The 17,559-nt window shown below is 59.2% G+C and carries 15 protein-coding genes; 9 read left to right on the top strand and 6 right to left on the bottom strand.

What is annotated here, in order from left to right; translation table 11 throughout:
* Positions 1 to 326: 326 nt before the first annotated feature.
* From RDA78_RS03880 to RDA78_RS03855, 6 genes are all read right to left on the bottom strand, one after another.
* Positions 327 to 536 carry a hypothetical protein gene (locus RDA78_RS03880; protein ID WP_306142487.1) on the bottom strand — a complete coding sequence of 70 codons (210 nt, stop codon included), beginning with the start codon at positions 534 to 536 and terminating at the stop codon, positions 327 to 329.
* A gap of 266 nt (positions 537 to 802) precedes the next feature.
* The gene (locus tag RDA78_RS03875) at positions 803 to 2,413 is read right to left on the bottom strand and encodes an NTP transferase domain-containing protein (protein ID WP_434054045.1); all 1,611 of its coding nucleotides are present in this window, start codon (positions 2,411 to 2,413) and stop codon (positions 803 to 805) included.
* Positions 2,410 to 3,105, bottom strand: coding sequence for an XdhC family protein (locus RDA78_RS03870; RefSeq protein ID WP_434054044.1), 696 nt, complete (start codon positions 3,103 to 3,105; stop codon positions 2,410 to 2,412). The genes RDA78_RS03875 and RDA78_RS03870 overlap by 4 nt, the downstream gene beginning before the upstream one ends.
* Positions 3,106 to 3,109: 4 nt before the next feature.
* The gene (locus RDA78_RS03865; protein ID WP_434054043.1) at positions 3,110 to 3,739 is read right to left on the bottom strand and encodes a LysE family translocator; all 630 of its coding nucleotides are present in this window, start codon (positions 3,737 to 3,739) and stop codon (positions 3,110 to 3,112) included.
* A gap of 13 nt (positions 3,740 to 3,752) precedes the next feature.
* Complete coding sequence (locus RDA78_RS03860; protein ID WP_434054042.1) at positions 3,753 to 4,085, bottom strand: XdhC family protein; 333 nt, start codon at positions 4,083 to 4,085, stop codon at positions 3,753 to 3,755.
* 244 nt (positions 4,086 to 4,329) lie between these two features.
* Positions 4,330 to 5,940 (bottom strand): phosphoenolpyruvate carboxykinase, encoded by a 1,611-nt coding sequence (locus RDA78_RS03855; protein WP_434054041.1) that lies wholly within the window; start codon positions 5,938 to 5,940, stop codon positions 4,330 to 4,332.
* A 486-nt stretch (positions 5,941 to 6,426) separates the two neighbouring features.
* Between RDA78_RS03855 and RDA78_RS03850 the strand changes: the two genes are divergently transcribed.
* The 9 genes from RDA78_RS03850 (at position 6,427) to tsaE (ending at position 17,547) form a co-directional block, all read left to right on the top strand.
* Entirely contained in the window at positions 6,427 to 7,125 is a 699-nt protein-coding gene (locus RDA78_RS03850) for a response regulator transcription factor (RefSeq protein ID WP_029064229.1), read from the top strand.
* Between the two features lie 24 nt (positions 7,126 to 7,149).
* Entirely contained in the window at positions 7,150 to 8,967 is a 1,818-nt protein-coding gene (locus tag RDA78_RS03845; protein WP_434054040.1) for a stimulus-sensing domain-containing protein, read from the top strand.
* Entirely contained in the window at positions 8,964 to 9,431 is a 468-nt protein-coding gene (locus tag RDA78_RS03840; RefSeq protein WP_434054039.1) for an HPr kinase/phosphorylase, read from the top strand. The genes RDA78_RS03845 and RDA78_RS03840 overlap by 4 nt, the downstream gene beginning before the upstream one ends.
* Positions 9,432 to 9,547: 116 nt before the next feature.
* Entirely contained in the window at positions 9,548 to 9,952 is a 405-nt protein-coding gene (locus tag RDA78_RS03835) for a PTS sugar transporter subunit IIA (protein ID WP_319385417.1), read from the top strand.
* Positions 9,953 to 9,974: 22 nt separating this feature from the next.
* On the top strand, positions 9,975 to 10,244 hold the full coding sequence (locus RDA78_RS03830) for an HPr family phosphocarrier protein (protein WP_434054038.1): 270 nt from the start codon (positions 9,975 to 9,977) through the stop codon (positions 10,242 to 10,244).
* 96 nt (positions 10,245 to 10,340) lie between these two features.
* Entirely contained in the window at positions 10,341 to 11,651 is a 1,311-nt protein-coding gene (locus RDA78_RS03825) for a class I SAM-dependent methyltransferase (RefSeq protein ID WP_434054037.1), read from the top strand.
* Between the two features lie 212 nt (positions 11,652 to 11,863).
* The gene (gene ahcY / locus RDA78_RS03820) at positions 11,864 to 13,252 is read left to right on the top strand and encodes an adenosylhomocysteinase (protein WP_434054036.1); all 1,389 of its coding nucleotides are present in this window, start codon (positions 11,864 to 11,866) and stop codon (positions 13,250 to 13,252) included.
* Positions 13,253 to 13,495: 243 nt separating this feature from the next.
* Positions 13,496 to 16,006, top strand: coding sequence for an ATP-binding protein (locus tag RDA78_RS03815; RefSeq protein WP_434054035.1), 2,511 nt, complete (start codon positions 13,496 to 13,498; stop codon positions 16,004 to 16,006).
* A gap of 14 nt (positions 16,007 to 16,020) precedes the next feature.
* Positions 16,021 to 17,547, top strand: coding sequence for a tRNA (adenosine(37)-N6)-threonylcarbamoyltransferase complex ATPase subunit type 1 TsaE (tsaE, locus tag RDA78_RS03810; protein ID WP_434054034.1), 1,527 nt, complete (start codon positions 16,021 to 16,023; stop codon positions 17,545 to 17,547).
* The last annotated feature ends 12 nt before the right edge of the window (positions 17,548 to 17,559 follow it).

Genomic DNA, 17,559 nt, shown 5'->3' with positions numbered 1-17,559 from the left:
TGGCCACTGCCCGGGAAATAGTATCGATTTAATTTCAACATATACGCAATAAACCCAAAATTGAAATGTCACTGGTCGAAAAAGCCAAATAGTTGCATCGGTGGCTCAAGAAACTGTTGAGGCATACTTATTTATGACAAGGGTCTTTGCTTATGGCTTGCTGTCCTGCCCTGTTCCTCAAGGCAACGAACTGTGCGGCGGAAGGCCCGGTTATCGAAGGGTCAATAGAGGCGCTGCCTGAATTTCGGCAACAAAAAACCCGGCGTAAAGCCGGGTTTCAACGTCTGTTTGTTATTTGATGAGCCGCGCCTGAGGCGCGTTTCATGTCACGCCGCGCGGCGGAAGGACAGGCTCATGCCTCCACCGGAAGATCGGTTGCGGCGGCGCTCTTCCGGCGGAATGTAGACGATTGCGCTATGCTCGGTGCAATAGGAAACGCCCGCTTCGACGCGGTTGTTGCACGGGAAGGTGTAGTTGCCTGCATCACCTTCTGCCCATTTGCAGCAGCCCGGACGCGGAAGAGACAAGTCAGCCATTTTTATTTTCCTTTTCGTTCAAGCGACAAAAGCGCTCGAGCATCCCCGGGAGAAGAGGATCCGAACAGCTTTCGATAGATCTCGGATATTGCCAGCGCCCGGAACGTTCAAAGCCGTCCAGCCCATCACAGGTGCCCTTCAGCAAGCGCAGGCATTACATAAGCGGCATGTCACAAAAATGCAATAGTGCAACCGGCAATTCCGGCCTGCATTCAGCGCATAGCAGGTTAACGCTCAGTTACCGGTATTCGGCGGCTGCTAGCGTCTCATGTGTCCGGCAGGAAGCCGCCAGCTTCTTTAAGGGCTTCGGGCGTGTCCAGATCCAGCCGTGCCGACGGTCCGACCTCCACTTCGGCAACGAAACCCGGGTTCTCCGCAATGATGTGCCTTGCACCGATATCACCGCGCAGGGAGGACAGATCATGGAAAAACCGTTTGTCCCAGAGAACCGGATTCCCGCGCTTGCCATCTGCGGTGGCCGCAACAATGAGACCATTCGGATTGTCGCGGTAGGTGTCGATCATGCGTCTTATGTCGGCAGTGGTGATCATCGGCATGTCGCCGAGCAGAATGATCACTGCATCCGTGTCGGGAGCGAGCGCTTTCATGCCTGCCCTGATCGAACTTGCCATGCCGTCCTCGAAGTCGGGATTGAATACCGGCATGATGTCCAGATCCGCGACTTCCCCACTCACTTGTTCGGCAAGGTGGCCGGTGACCAGCAAGGTCTGCGAAGGGTGTATCCCGGTTGCAGCCTCACCGGCATGTCTGACGAGCGACTTTCCGTTGAGCCTGGCCAGCAGCTTGTTCGGGCCGCCCATGCGCGTGGACTTTCCGGCACCGAGAATGATCACCGCGATCCTGGAAGCCGGTGTCTGCCGTTTCACTTCCCGCGGCTGCGGTCTGGTTCCGATTTCCATCAGAAGGCCTCCGACGCCCATGGCGGTTATGTCGTCCGGACCGGTTTCAACGCCCGCGAGCAAACGGTCCAGCACCCAGTCGAAGCCGTTCTCCTTCGGGCTGCGCGCGCATCCGGGCGCACCCAGCACCGGGGTTCCTTCGACGTCGGCAAGCATGAGCAGATTGCCCGGATCGACTGGCATGCCGAGATGCGAAACGGTGCCGCCCGCAAGATCGACGGCCGCCGGAAGAACATCGTGCCTGTCGACCACCGCGGACGCACCGAACAGGATCAGGAAGTCGGCGCCGGCCGCAGCTTGCGCAGCCATTGCTGCAGCAACAGACGGGGCGTCATGAGGGACGCGCGTCTCCTCGACAACGGTACTTCCACTTGCACTCAGGCGGTCTTCAAGGACGCGCCGGGTCTTGTCCATCGTCGTGATCTTGAGGTGCGGCAGGCAGGTTGCGACGAGTCCGATCTTGCGTGGCTTGAACGGGGCAATCCGTACAGCACCTTGAACGGCCTTTTCCGCGCGCTCCAGGTCTGAATTGGCGACGGCAAAGGAGATGATCTTTGCCGTTGCGATCATGCGGTTCGCCAGCACCTTGGAATGGTTCGGCAGGGTTGCGAACGTGATGGCCGGGTCGATCCGGTTTGCGGCGATCACCGCATCCGTGTCGACAACCAGTATGCCCGGCACGTCGGCGTAAAGATTCATTCGGCCGGTAAAGGCCGTGTCCTCGCTGACCGCTTCTCCCTTGGCCGCAAGTCCAAGGCGTTTCGCAGCCTCGTCTTCTTCGACATCTCCTGCCTCAAGTCGCGCCGCGACAAGTGTCTCCATGCCGCTGTTCACAAGGTCGCGGCAGTCCTCGGCGGTCAGGACATGACCCTTCTTCAGGACGCGTCCGGGGAGGTTTGTCTTGTGCGCGAGAATACAGCCGGCAGCGCTTTCCAGCGGCACGGGACCGAACTTCATGCGCCGGTCTCCGGGGGTTTGCGCAGGGCCTTGATGATCGAACCGAGAACCGCGACCGCGATTTCTTCCGGAGACGCGGCCCCGATATCCAATCCGATCGGTGCGTCGATCCGGCTGTAAAGGTCAGGATCGATACCGGCATCGGTAAACCGTTCCAGCCGCTTGCCGTGGGTTTTCCGGCTGCCGAGCGCGCCGACATAGAAACAATCCGACCGAAGCGCTTGCATCAGCGGGAAATCGTCGATCTTCGGATCGTGTGTGACCGCTGCAACGGCCGTGAAGGCGTCCAGAGGCGATTGCTCAAGAACGTCTTGCGGCCATTCGGCCTTGAGCGTGCTCCCGGGGAAACGGTCTTCCGTTGCAAAGGCCGTGCGCGGGTCGATGACCGTAACGTCCAGTCCCGCGATTTCAGCCATTGGCACCAGTGCCTGGCTGATGTGAACAGCGCCAATCAGCACCAGTCTGGGCGCGGGGACCGAGACTGTCAGAAAGACATCACCGGTCCCGGTCTCCACCGTTCCCGACTTGCCCGAACGGAACCGCTTGTCGAACTCGGTCGCCAGCGGTTCGGACGTGTAGTCATCGCCTTGCCGGATCAGCGTCTGCGATCCGTCCTTGAGATGCGTGACCAGAATGGCGGCGCGGCGCGCGCCTCGTTCCGTGTTCAGCTCTTCGAGCAGCTTTCGGTCCATGGTGTTATGCCCGGTCCGTTGCCAGCCTGACGCCGAGGCCGACCAGGAGCGATCCGCCGATCCAGCGCGTGACATCCTGGAACCTGGATGTCCGGCCCAGCCGTTTTTTGACTTCCGAGGCGAAGAAGACCGTTGCGATATCTGCGGATGCAAAAGCGAAGTTGACGATCGTGCCGAGAACAAGGAATTGAACCCAGATCGGCAGGCTGGCTTCGGGACTGACGAATTGCGGCAGAAACGCAATGAAAAAGATCGCGGCCTTCGGATTGAGCACTTCAACGAGAATGCTGTCCAGAAACGCTCTGCGGGCGGTCTTTTGCGGCAGTTCGGGAACCGGCCCGCTGTTCATGCGAGTGCGGATCATCTGAACACCCAGAAAGATCAGATAGACGCCCCCCGCCACCTTGAGCGCGAAATAGAGCGTCGGCACCACGGTAAAGATGGCCGACAGACCGAAGGCCGCCGCGAACACGTGCGCATAGCACCCGATATGAATACCGGCTGCTGCCATGAAGCCGGCGCGCCGGCCGCGCGAAAGGGTCTGTGCCGCAGTATAAAGTACGGCGGGGCCGGGCATGTAGGCGAAGAGAGCCGTGGCGGCAAGAAAGGCAAGAAACGTTTCGGTTGTCGGCAATTTATCGTCTCGATCAGTTGACGGGTTCTACATAGACACGGATGCGGCCACCGCAGGACAAACCCACACGCCATGCGGTTTCGTCCGCAACACCGAATTCAAGGGTTGTCGGCCGGCCTGTTTCGATGACGTCGACTGCCTCCGCGACAACAGCGCCTTCAACGCATCCGCCGGAAACCGAGCCTTCGAAATTGCCGTCTGAATCAATCACCAGATGCGAGCCGGTTGGCCGTGGTGCCGATCCCCAGGTCTCGATGACGGTCGCAAGCGCAACCTGGCGGCCCGCCTGGCTCCAGTCTTCAGCCGTTTGAAGCACATCCGCGATTTGCAGGTTGTCGCTGGTCATGAGTGTTCCGCCTTTGGAGAATTCCCGGGTCAGTCTCCTGAATATAAACCTTTCCAGTGCGGATGAAAGCCGTCCCAGGTGATGGACTCACAAATGAGACCGAAGTGATTTGAGGCGGCTTGCTTCTCGTCAAGGCGCGGAAGCGCAGGAAATGTACCTCATTTGTGAGTCCATCACCTAAAGTACAAGCGGCACCCGGAGGCCGGGTGCCGCTTCAACGGCTTATGGAACCGGAGGTCTAGGTTTATTCAGCAGCCGATCTGAGCGCTGGTGCGGCGCTTAGCACGGTTCCGTCAACATGACTTTCGAAGGTTCCGAAATTGTCGACGAACATCTGGACAAGCTTGGATGCCTGAACATCATAGGCTGCCTTGTCGTCCCACGTTTCACGCGGCGTGAGGATCTCGGTGTCGACGCCGGTTACAGTGACCGGGACATCAAAGCCGAAATTCGGATCCGTACGGAACTCCGCGTTTTTGAGTTCGCCCGACAGCGCAGCCTGCAGCAGCGTGCGCGTTGCCTTGATCGGCATGCGGTGGCCGGCGCCGTAAGCTCCACCGGTCCATCCGGTATTGACCAGCCAGCAGTCGACATTGTGATCCGCAATCAGCTTCTTCAGAAGGTTGCCGTATTCCGACGGGTGGCGTGGCAGGAACGGGGCACCGAAGCAAGTCGAGAAGGTGGCCTGCGGTTCGGTGACGCCCTTCTCGGTTCCGGCAACCTTGGCGGTGTAACCGGACAGGAAGTGGTACATGGCCTGCGCGGGCGTCAGGCGCGCCAGCGGCGGCATGACACCGAACGCATCTGCTGTCAGCATGATGATGGTGCGCGGCACGGGCGCGCAGCCGGTCTTGCTTGCATTCGAAATGAAATGGATCGGATAGGCGGCTCGGGTGTTTTCCGTCTTCGAGCCATCATCGAAATCCGGAACGCGGTTGTCATCCAGAACGACGTTTTCCAGAACGGTCCCGAACCGCTGCGTGGTGGAGTAGATTTCCGGCTCCGCTTCGGCAGACAGTTTGATGGTCTTGGCGTAACAGCCGCCTTCGAAATTGAAGACGCCGTTTTCGCTCCAGCCATGCTCGTCGTCGCCGATCAGCGTACGTGCAGGGTCCGCGGAAAGAGTGGTTTTGCCTGTACCCGACAGTCCGAAAAACACCGCGGTATCGCCGGAGTCTCCCACATTGGCGGAGCAATGCATGGACATGAGGCCCTTGGCGGGCAGGAGATGGTTGAGCATCGTGAAGACGGATTTCTTCATCTCGCCCGCATAGGAGGTGCCGCCGATCAGAACGATCTTGCGTGTGAGGTCACAGGCAATGACCGTTTCCGTCCTGCAGCCATGGCGATCCGGATCCGCCTTGAAGCTCGGCAGGTCGACAATCGTCATCTCGGGAACGAAGCCTGCCAGTTCCGCTGTCTCGGGCCGGAGCAGCAGATTGCGGATAAACAGCGAATGCCACGCATATTCGGTGTAAACGCGAACGGGGAGGCGATGCGCCTTGTCCGCGCCGCCGAACAGGTCCTGCGCATAAAGATCCAGACCTTCCGCATGTGTCAGAAGATCCGACATCAGCGTGTCGAATTGCGCTTTCGACATTTGTTCATTGTTGTCCCACCAGACCGTGTCCCGGGTTTCGTCGTCCAGAACAACGAACTTGTCCTTTGGAGAGCGGCCTGTATGGACCCCGGTCTCGGCGACAAGAGCGCCTCCGGCTGCAAGCTGTGTTTCGTTGCGCCTGAGAGAATGCTCGTAAAGGGCAGGCTCGCTCTGGTTCCAATAGACTGCGTTCAGATTGCTGAACCCGAACGTTTCGCTGCCATTGGAAGGATTCCTGACGCCTGTTTCCTGCATTTTACCGCCGTCCTCGTGAGGTCATTCAGTCTGCCGGGACAATTGAAAACGCTGACACCGGCTATGAAGGCTGCGAAACTAGTGGAAGGATATTTGGGCAGCAAGACTACTAAAGGTGCTATGTCTTTGTTTAATCGATTAAAATACTGCAGAAAAATTACGATGATTAATTTGATAAGCAAAGTAAAAAACGAAACCTTCGGAATATTCGTTTTATCTGTAAAAACGAAAAAAAACGCGCCAGAATCGCGCGTGTCCGTTAACCTTGTGCACTTATCAGCGCGATAGTTTTGGTTTATGACCGTCGAGCGCACACGGAGCGTGTCATTGTGCGAGATCGCAGGAATGCGCGAGGTTGATCGGCAAGTCTTCGCTCACCCGGAAAAACCTGTTTGCCTTAATTTATGCGCATTTAGCAGGCCAAAGGCTGTATGTTACAGTAAAGGCGAAGCGCCTCTTGTGCTGACCGAATTGGAAAATTGAAGCATGCCGACGATTGCTCTGGTCGATGACGACCGCAACATATTGACTTCGGTGTCGATTGCTCTGGAAACGGAAGGATATCGGGTCCAGACCTACACGGATGGAACGTCCGCCCTGGACGGGTTGCAGAGCGACCCGCCGCAGTTGGCAATTTTCGATATCAAGATGCCGCGCATGGACGGAATGGAGTTGCTGCGCCGGCTGCGTCAGAACTCGGATCTTCCAGTCATTTTTCTCACGTCCAAGGATGACGAGATCGACGAGTTGTTCGGGCTGAAGATGGGTGCGGACGATTTCATTCGCAAGCCGTTTTCACAGCGCCTTCTCGTGGAGCGCGTCCGCGCGGTTCTGCGCCGGGCGCAGCCCAAGGACGCGAGCGCACCAAGGGAAGATGCGGACAAGCTGCTTGAACGCGGCCAACTGGTCATGGACCAGGAACGCCACACCTGCACCTGGAACAACAAGCCGGTCACGCTCACGGTCACCGAGTTTCTGATCCTGTCCGCGCTTGCGCAGCGCCCCGGTGTCGTCAAGAGCCGGAATGCGCTGATGGACGCAGCCTATGACGACCAGGTTTACGTGGACGACAGAACGATCGACAGTCACATCAAGCGCCTGCGGAAAAAGTTCAAGGTGGTTGACGACGACTTCGACATGATCGAAACACTCTATGGCGTAGGGTATCGTTTCCGGGAAGTCTGAAACAGCCATTGAGACAAAGCGTGGATGGCGGTTGAAAGCGAGAGTGCTGAGAACATTGTCCAGCCTGATCCGTCGAGCGGATCGGAACGCTCCCGCTTGCGCCGCCTCGGCAACAAGCGCATCCGCCGCAGGCTGTTCAGCCAGATAGGCCGCATCTTCGGCACTTATGTCCTGTCCTCCCTGACGCGCAGGATCATCGCGATCAATCTGGTCGGCCTGCTCGCGCTTGTGATCGGAATTCTCTATCTCAATCAGTTCCGCGCGGGCCTGATCGATGCACGGGTGCAGAGCCTGCTGACCCAGGGCGAGATCATCGCGGGTGCGATCGCCGCCTCGGCCACCGTTGACACCGGCACCATCACCGTCGATCCGGAACGGCTGCTGCAATTGCAGGCCGGCGAGAGCATCACGCCAACGGTCGATGACCTGGACAGTCTCGATTTTCCGATCAACCCGGAGCGCGTCGGCCCTGTTCTGCGGCGCCTGATTTCACCGACCAAGACGCGGGCGCGCATCTACGATCCCGAAGGCATTCTCATCCTCGACTCGCGGCACCTTTATTCAAGTGCGCAGATCCTTCGCTTTGACCTGCCGCCGCCGACCGCAGAGGAAACAGGGTTCTGGGACGCTGCCTGGCAGTGGACCAAGCGCTGGCTCAGCCAGGGTGATCTGCCGCTCTACCAGGAAGTGGGCGGCGGTGACGGCCGCGCCTATCCGGAAGTGGAGGCGGCGCTTGCCGGATCGCCGGCCAGCGTGACCCGGATCTCTCAGCGCGGCGAACTGATCGTGTCCGTTGCCGTGCCGATCCAGCGGTTCAGAGCCGTCCTTGGAGCGCTGCTTCTGTCAACACAGGGCGGCGATATCGACGCCATCGTGCGCGCCGAAAGAATAGCCATCATTCGCGTCTTCCTGTTTGCCGCGACCGTGACGATCCTCTTGTCCATCCTTCTGGCCGGTGCCATCGCCGGGCCGGTACGACGCCTTGCAGCTGCCGCGGACCGTGTGCGCCGGGGGTCGAACTCGCGTGAGGAAATTCCCGACTTCTCGGACCGGCAGGATGAAATCGGGCACCTAGCGCGTGCGTTCAGGGAAATGACCAACGCGCTCTACAACAAGATCGACGCGATCGAGAAGTTCGCCGCCGATGTGGCGCATGAGCTCAAGAACCCGCTGACATCGCTCCGAAGCGCAGTGGAGACATTGCCGCTCGCCAAGACAAAGGCTTCGCAGGACCGGCTCATGGAAGTCATCCAGCACGACGTCAGGCGCCTCGATCGTCTGATAAGCGATATTTCGGACGCCTCGCGCCTCGATGCCGAGCTCGCGCGCATTCAGTCTGAAAAGATCGACATTGCCGAATTGCTGCGCAACATGGCCGATGCCGTCAACCAGAGAACCGGTCCCGAGGAAACCAAGGTGAAGCTGACGGTGGCCGACGCGCCGGGACAGAAGCCCTACCAGCTCCAGGGCCATGATATCCGATTGGGCCAGGTGATCAGCAATCTTCTCGACAATGCACGCTCCTTCTCGCCGGACGAAGGAACCGTCCGGGTGGATCTTGCGCGTGAAGGGCGCAGCATCCGGATAACGGTCGACGACGACGGACCGGGTATCAGGGCGGAAAACACCGAGCGTATTTTCGAACGGTTCTATACGGACCGCCCCGACGGCGAAGGTTTCGGCAACAACTCCGGTCTTGGACTGTCGATTTCGAGGCAGATCATCGAGGCGCATGGCGGATCGATCTCCGCGACCAACCGGAAAGAAATGGACCGTGAGGGAGAACCGGCGATTGTCGGTGCCCGCTTCACGATCTACCTGCCTGCCGGTACGGGTAAGTGAGTGCGCAGACCGTTCACGCCAATTGCCTTGTCGTCGGCACGCGGGGGATCGTGATCCAGGGCCCGTCCGGCAGCGGTAAATCGGAGTTGACGGACCTCCTCATCGAAGCGGCCGGAAACAAGGGCAATCTGGGGGTTCTTGTCGCGGATGACCGCGTATATCTGTCGTCCTGTCGTGGAACGCTTGTTGCCCGTGTTCCGGAAACGATTTCGGGTCTGATGGAAGTGCGCGGCAGGGGGGTCGTGGAAACGGTCTCCATGTCGGCTGCGAAAGTCGATCTGCTGGTTGACCTGAAACCCCTCGGGGAGATCGAGCGGCTTCCGGAGAGCGCATTCGGTTCCCGGAAACTGGGCGGCGTCCTGGTCCCCGTTTGCACCTGCCCGCAGAACCGGCCGTGGGAAAGCGCGAGGCTGATCCGCTGGCGCTTGAGGCAGCTGTTTCCGGAAGCGCCGGATTACATTTAGCATGGGGCGCGCGTTTTTTGCTTGCAACTGGTTAACCGGTTGAAGAGAGTGCATCAGACTGATAGAGCCGTGGTCCGCCCAGGGCACAGGAAAACGATAGTCAGGCTGAAGACCGAATGATCGGACTAGTACTTGTTACGCACGGGCGTCTCGCTGAAGAATTCAAGGCGGCGCTGGAGCATGTTGTCGGTCCCCAGGAACAGGTCGAGACCATTTCCATTGGCCCGGATGATGACATGGAGCAGAGGCGGCAGGATATCCTGTCGGCTGTCGAGGCTGCCAATTCCGGTGACGGGGTAGTACTCCTGACCGACATGTTCGGAGGCACTCCGTCAAACCTCGCGATCTCGGTCATGGACAGCAAGTCCGTCGAAGTTGTCGCAGGCGTAAATCTGCCGATGCTGATCAAGCTCGCCAGCGTGCGCGCTGACCGGGAACTTGCAGATGCCGTCGACGAGGCCCGTCAGGCGGGTCAGAAATATATTTCAGTCGCAAGCCAGGTGCTGTCGGGACAGAATTGAAACGAATAGGACAGCATTGGATTTGATTGAAAAAGATCTGACAATCGTCAACCGCCGAGGACTTCACGCCCGCGCATCAGCCAAACTGGTCAAACTTGTCGAAACCTTCGAAGCTGATGTTCATGTATCGAAGGACGGTCAGACCGTCGGCGGAACGTCGATCATGGGACTGATGATGCTTGCCGCGAGCCCCGGATGTTGCATTAAGGTGCGCGTCAGCGGCGGTGACGCGGAGGCGGCGATAGCAGCGATTTCCGAACTGGTTGAAAGCGGATTTGGCGAAACAGACTGATTTTGGATCCCTCCCGGTTCACAAGCGTTCGGGGGCGCGTGCAAACGGGTCGTAATATCGATCCCAAGCAATGCATTGCATCTTTTAAGGACTATCATGGCAAGCCAATCAGGTGACCGCACTATTGCCGCAGCCCGCGCTGCACTCGGCCATCTACACGAAGCGCTGGATCTGGAATTCGGGTTTGAATTGTGGGACGGCAGCCTGATACCGGAAGGCATGGACCCTGACGGCCTCCGGATTGCCGTTGCACCGGCAGCGCTCACCAAACTGCTGCGCAGCCCGCGGATCAAGACGGTTGTCGATCTGTATTCCACGGGTGAAATCGACCCGCGCGGCGGCACGATTTTCGAGTTTGCGGAAAAACGGCCGAAACTGAAGAGCAGGGAACTGCGCAAGCGGCTGAACAAGTTCCTGTTGATGAAAAATGCTGCATCGCTGTTCCTGGGAGCAGGCAAGTCTGCGGCGCAGCAACAGGAAGACGGCCTGGACGCCGGCGCGGCGGCGGACAGAGGCTCAGGCAGCCGCAAGGACGACATTGCGTTTCACTACGATGTGTCCAACGACTTCTACAAGCTCTTCCTCGATCCCGAGATGGTCTACACATGTGCCTATTTCAGGGACTGGTCGAATGATCTGGCGACGGCCCAGAAAGACAAGCTGGACATGATCTGCCGGAAACTGCGCCTGAAACCCGGTGACCGGATGCTCGACATCGGTTGCGGTTGGGGCGCCCTCATCTGTCACGCCGCCGAGCATTATGGCGTCACTGCCGTCGGTGTGACCCTGGCCGAAGAGCAGCTCAAACTCGCGCGTGAAAGGATCGAGGCACGGGGCCTGCAGGACAAGGTGTCCGTCGAACTGATCGACTATCGCGACATGAAGGGCCAGAGGTTCGACAAGATCTCCTCGATCGGCATGTTCGAGGCCGTCGGTCTGGACAATTACGACAACTACTTTCAAAGCGTGCATCGCCTGCTGAAGCCGCGCGGGATCTATCTGCATCACGCTATTACCAGGCGCGGCAAGAAGGACCTCAAGAAGTTCCGCCGCAAGAAGCCGGAGTACCAGGCGCTTGTCCGCTACATCTTTCCGGGAGGCGAGGTCGATCATATCGGCTGGACCCTCACCAATCTCGAAGCGCACGGGTTCGAGGTTCATGACGTGGAAGCCTGGCGCGAACACTACGCAAGAACGACCAGGCTCTGGGCGGAGAACCTGATGGCCGTCAGAGAGGCTGCGATCGCTGATATCGGCGAGCAGAAATACCGGCTGTGGCTTGCTTACCTGTGCGGCGTCTCGCTCGGCTTCGAGCGTGGCTCGATCGGAATTTTCCAGACAGTGGCGTCACGCAGAACCAAGGGGCCGTCGGGATTGCCGCCCTCCCGCGAAGACCTTTACCGCTAGCCATTCACCATTAAGCGAAAAGATATAAAGAATTCTTTATATCTTTATTGCATGAAGTGGATCCGGGCGCTATAACCGCGCCAACGGCTTCCGGCATGTTCCGGAAACCGGCTTGCGGCTGCCGTTTCGATCGATCCCTCGAGATTGGCGGGAAAAGCGGCTGCTTTCACCAGGCCGGCGCAATCAGCTGGGTTCAATTGCAGGACATTTTCATGACCGACTACATCGTCAAAGACTTAGGGCTCGCTGACTGGGGCCGCACCGAAATCGAGATCGCCGAACACGAAATGCCGGGCCTCATGGCCTGCCGCGAAGAATTCGGCGACGCCAAGCCGCTGAAGGGGGCCCGCATTGCAGGGTCCCTGCACATGACCATCCAGACGGCCGTTCTGATTGAAACGCTCGTTGCGCTGGGCGCGGAAGTCCGCTGGGCGTCCTGCAACATCTTTTCCACGCAGGACCAGGCCGCTGCTGCTATTGCCGCAGCCGGCATTCCGGTTTTCGCCGTCAAGGGCGAGACACTGGAAGAATACTGGGACTATGCCGACAAGATCTTCGACTTCGCCGATGGTGCGAACATGATCCTCGACGATGGCGGCGACGCCACCCTGTACATTCTCATGGGTGCGCGGGTCGAGGCAGGCGAGACCGGTCTGATCGAAGATCCGCAGTCCGAAGAAGAAGAGTGCCTCTTCGCTCAGATCAAGAAACGCATGGCATCGCATCCGGGCTGGTTCACCAAGCAGCGTGACCTGATCCAGGGCGTTTCTGAGGAAACGACGACCGGCGTCCTGCGTCTTTACGAGATGCAGAAGAACGGCCAGCTGCCGTTCCCGGCGATCAACGTGAATGACAGTGTCACCAAGTCCAAGTTTGACAACCGGTACGGCTGCCGCGAATCCCTTGTTGACGGTATCCGCCGCGGCACGGATGTCATGATGTCCGGCAAGGTCGCTGTCGTCTGCGGATACGGCGACGTCGGCAAGGGCTCCGCACAGTCGCTCGCAGGATCCGGTGCGCGCGTGATTGTTACGGAAATCGATCCGATCTGTGCGCTGCAGGCGTCCATGGACGGTTACGAGGTGAAGACCATCGAACAGGCGTTGCCGGAAGGCGACATCTATGTCACCGCGACAGGGAACAAGGACATCATCACCCTGGACCACATGCGCGGCATGAAGGACATGGCGATCGTCTGCAACATCGGCCACTTCGACAACGAGATCCAGGTTGCCGCGCTGAAGAACTTCAAGTGGCGCCCGGTGAAAGACCAGGTCGACATGGTCGAGTTCCCCGACGGCAAGCGGATGATCCTGCTGTCGCAGGGCCGCCTGGTTAACCTCGGCAACGCGACCGGCCACCCGAGCTTCGTTATGTCTGCAAGCTTCACGAACCAGGTTCTGGCCCAGATCGAGCTCTACACCAAGGGCGATCAGTACGATAACGAGGTCTACGTTCTTCCGAAGCATCTCGACGAAAAAGTCGCGCGTCTGCACCTGGAAAAACTCGGTGTCACGTTAACCGAATTGACCGACAACCAATCCGATTATCTGGGGATTAATAAGACTGGTCCGTTCAAGTCGGAGCACTACAAATACTGATTTTCGCAATGGTGGCTACTACATGTTGTAATGGCCACGATTCGACCATGTGAACAAAAAAATGCAGAACCCTTCAATTTGAAGGGTTCTGTTAACTTTTCGGTTACGGACTCTTCTGCGTGATTCTCAAAAAGGTTATGGTTGAAACGAATCAGAGGCCAGGAGGCGAACGTCTCTGATTTGCTCCCATAAACCGGGAGCTGCACCCGCACAGCGGGAATGGCGGCGTAAGGGGATCAGGAAATGCCGAAAGGCGGCAGGGGCGACGTGCGTTTTGGCACGTCGTGGCGAGATCGGAGTCTGAAATCTGTTAAGCTCGGCAGCACTGCGCTTGCCGGCTACGGCCTCATGACGGCCCCGGTTTCCGCAGACATGCTCGCCGACACCTCGGCTGCCATAAATCCAGGTGCCATGATCCTTGTCGGAGCGGTCGGCGGCATGTGCGCCTTTGCTGTTACGGCCGCGATCTCACTCGTCCGGCATCGCAAGCAATCTGCCCAGGTCACCGCAACGCTCGAGAAGGAAAAGGCCGATCTCAAATTTCGCGTTGACCGTCTCGAGGCAATGCTCAACACGGACGAGCAGCGTGTGATCGTCTGGACAGGCAACGGGGCCGTACCCCAGATCTGGGGCGTTCTGCCCGAAAAGTCCGGTGTACCGCGTCCGCCCGCACAGTTGCTGGCCTTCGGCAGCTGGCTCACCGCGAAATGCGCGGGAGATCTTGAGCGCCATCTTGATATGCTGTTTCGCGCGGGCGAGGCCTTCACCGCGACATTGAAGACGCGGACGGGCACCTATGTGGAAGCGCTGGGGCGCACGACCGGAGGAGCTGTGGTTCTCAGGTTGCGTGACTTGACCGGCGAGCGGCAGATGCAGGCGGAACTTGCCGCGCGAAATGCCAAGATCTCCGGCGAACTTCACATGATGCACGCCTTGCTTGACGCGATGCCGGCACCAGCCTGGCAACGGGACTCGGAAGGCAGTCTAACCTGGGCAAATGCAGCTTACGCGGAAGCGGTTGAAGTGCCGGATGCGGAAAGCGCGGTAAAGGATGGCGTGACCTTCCTGGATGCCGCGGCCCGCACCGCGATGGCGGTTCAGCGAACGGAAGACGGCTGCTTCAGCGCGCGCATTCCGATTGTCGCGTCCGGTGCGCGGCGGGTGTTCGAGGTGACCGATGTCAACGCGAGTGTCGGCGGCGCCGGCATTGCCGTGGATGTCAGTGAACTTGAACAGGCGCGCAAGGAACTCGGCCGCGCCGAAGACTATCACGGCCGCACCCTTGATCAGCTCGCCGCCGCCGTCGCCATTTTCGGCAGCGACCGCAAACTGCAATTCTACAACGCCGCCTTCCGGCAACTGTGGGACCTGGACGAGGCCTTTCTGGAAAGCAAGCCCGAGGACGGTACCGTGCTCGACTCGCTGCGTGCATCGCGCAAGCTGCCCGAACAGGCCGACTACCGCGTCTGGCGCAACAAGATGCTGGAAAGCTACCAGTCGCTCGAGGCGCGCGAGAACTGGTGGCACCTGCCTGACGGGCGCACGCTGCGCGTCATCGCGAATCCGCATCCGCAGGGCGGCGTGACCTATATCTACGAGAACTTTACCGAGCGGCTGGATCTGGAAAGCAAATACAACGCGCTGACGCGGGTCCAGGGTGAAACGCTGGACAACCTGTCCGAAGCTGTCGCGGTGTTCGGATCTGACGGCAAGCTGCGGCTGTGGAATCCAGCCTTCGGCCGCATCTGGCAGATCGAAGAAAACCAGCTTGCGAAGTTGCCGCATGTCAACGAGGTCGTCTCCGCCTGCACTCTCAATGAAACGGAAGAGGCAGCCTGGCAGCAGCTCGCAGGAAACGTCACCGGTCTTCTGGACAACCGCACACACAAGGTGAGCCGCCTGGAGCGCCACAATGGCGATGTTCTCGACTACGCCACGGTCCCCTTGCCGGATGGCGGCACGCTCGTCACTTTCGTTGATGTCACTGACAGTGTGAATGTGGAACGCGCGCTTCTGGAAAAGAACGAAGCGCTGCAGCAGGCCGACCAGATCAAGAACGCCTTCATCCAGCATGTCTCCTACGAACTCCGTTCGCCGCTGACCAACATCATCGGGTTTGCCCAGCTCCTGTCTGATCCGAAATTCGGCGAACTGAGCGAGAAGCAGGGCGAATACGCCGAATACATCCAGTCATCCTCGTCTGCGCTGCTTGCGATCATCAACGACATACTGGATCTGGCGACGCTCGACGCCGGCATCATGGAGCTCGATCTTGGCGAGGTCGACGTTGCTTCGACGGTTTCGGCCGCTGTCGAAGGGCTCAAGGACAGGATCGCGGAAGCCCAGATCACGCTGCGGATGGATGTCCCGGAGAACATCGGTGTGATTGTCGCCGATGAAAAGCGCCTGCGGCAGGTTCTGTTCAACCTGATCGCGAACGCGGTGCGCTATTCGGAAGAAAACGGCGTGGTGGATGTCAGTTGCAATCGCGACGAGGAGTCGGTCACGTTCGTCGTGCAGGACCATGGCTACGGTATTCCGGCCGAGGTGCTGACCCAGGTGTTCAACCGGTTCGTCGGCCACGACACCGGCAGCCGCAGACAAGGCGCGGGCCTTGGCCTCGCGATCGTCAAGAGCTTCGTCGAACTGCACGGCGGTAGCGTTGACATTCAGTCGGCGGAAGGCAAGGGCACCACGGTCACCTGCGTGTTTCCGTCCCAGCCCGAATTGGCAGATCAGGTCGCCGCCGAATAGCAACAGGACGGCCCATGGCAGAGCATCGGCTGCGGGAGCTTCCTGCGACATTCCTCACAGTGGAGATGAAGGACGAGGCGCAAACGCGGCTGCTGGCCGAGGATGTCGCCATGATCCTGAAGGCAGGTGACACTGTTTGCCTTTCCGGAGATCTCGGAGCCGGCAAATCCACATTCGCCAGAGCCTTGATCAGGGCACTCGCCGACGACGAGCTTCTGGAGGTGCCAAGTCCGACATTCACGCTCGTTCAGTCCTATGAGCTGCCGCGATTTGATCTTGCGCATCTCGATCTCTACCGCCTCGAGGAACCGGACGAGATTGAGGAACTCGCTCTCCAGGATCTGCTCCAGACCGGAGCCGTGCTGATTGAATGGCCTGAAATGGCCGAGGATTTTCTGCCGCAAGACGCATTGTGGATCCGGATCAGCCAACCGGATGAAGACACCGGTCGGCGGCAGTTTGACTTTTATTCGGGACTGGCGGCCTGGAAGGATCGGATCGGTCAGACGCGGGACACGCGCGCATTTCTCAAGGACGCAGGGTTCACGAGCGCTGCGCGCCGTTTTCTGGCGGGCGATGCTTCCTTGCGGACGTTTGAATGCGTCACCGGAGCGGACCGAAATCTTGTCCTGATGCGCTGGCCGTTTCGCGATGGCGGGGTGCCGGAGAAGGTGCGCGCCTACATGAAAAGCGTTCATCTGGCGGAAGATTGCCGCTCCGTCCTTGCGATCGGCATGGAGTTGCGCAAGCAGGGCATCAGAGCACCCGCGACGATCGCTGCCGATCCGGAAAAAGGGCTCGTTCTCCTGGAAGACCTCGGACGGGAGACGATAGTCGTCAACGAGCTGCCGGATCCGTCGCGCTATGAGGTCGCCGTCGATGTGCTCGCCAGGATGCACAGCCTGAAATGGCCCAACGCAGTGGAGCTGCCGGACGGTGGCCGGTATGAGCTGCAGCCCTATTCGGACAGCGCCCTGATTGCCGAAGCATCTCTGTTTCTTGACTGGTACGTGCCGGAAACTGGCAGAACCTCGGTCGACGCGGCCCTGCGGGAGGATTTCGAGGCGCTCTGGCAAGACACCCTGAACGGCATAGCCGACGCGCAAAGGGGCTGGGTCCTGCGTGATTTCCACTCGCCGAACCTGCTCTGGCAAGAAGGCGCAAGCGGAACGGATCGTATCGGACTGATCGACCTGCAGGATACGGTGATCGGACCGGTTGCGTACGACGTGGCTTCGCTCCTGCTCGATGCGCGCACGGATATCGGCACTCAACTGGAAACGCGCCTTTACGATGCCTATGTCACGGAAATGGAAAAGCTGTCGCCGGACTTCGACGGGCAAAGCTTTTCAAGGGCATATTCAGTCATGGCGGCACAGCGGATTACCAAGATCCTGGGGATCTTCGTGAGACTGGCGCGGCGGGATGCCAAGCCGTCATATTTGAGCCATCTGCCGCGTATGCTAGGTTACCTGGACCGGGTGTTCGAACGTCCGGGCATGTCCGGTTTGAAAGAGTGGTATGGGCAATTCCGGTCCTGAGAGAACGCAGAC

It is taken from the genome of Roseibium sp. (genome assembly GCF_051016195.1).
Taxonomy (GTDB): domain Bacteria; phylum Pseudomonadota; class Alphaproteobacteria; order Rhizobiales; family Stappiaceae; genus Roseibium.
The sequence above is the reverse complement of the archived record's forward strand: the minus strand, read 5'-3'. Positions and strand labels throughout refer to the sequence as shown.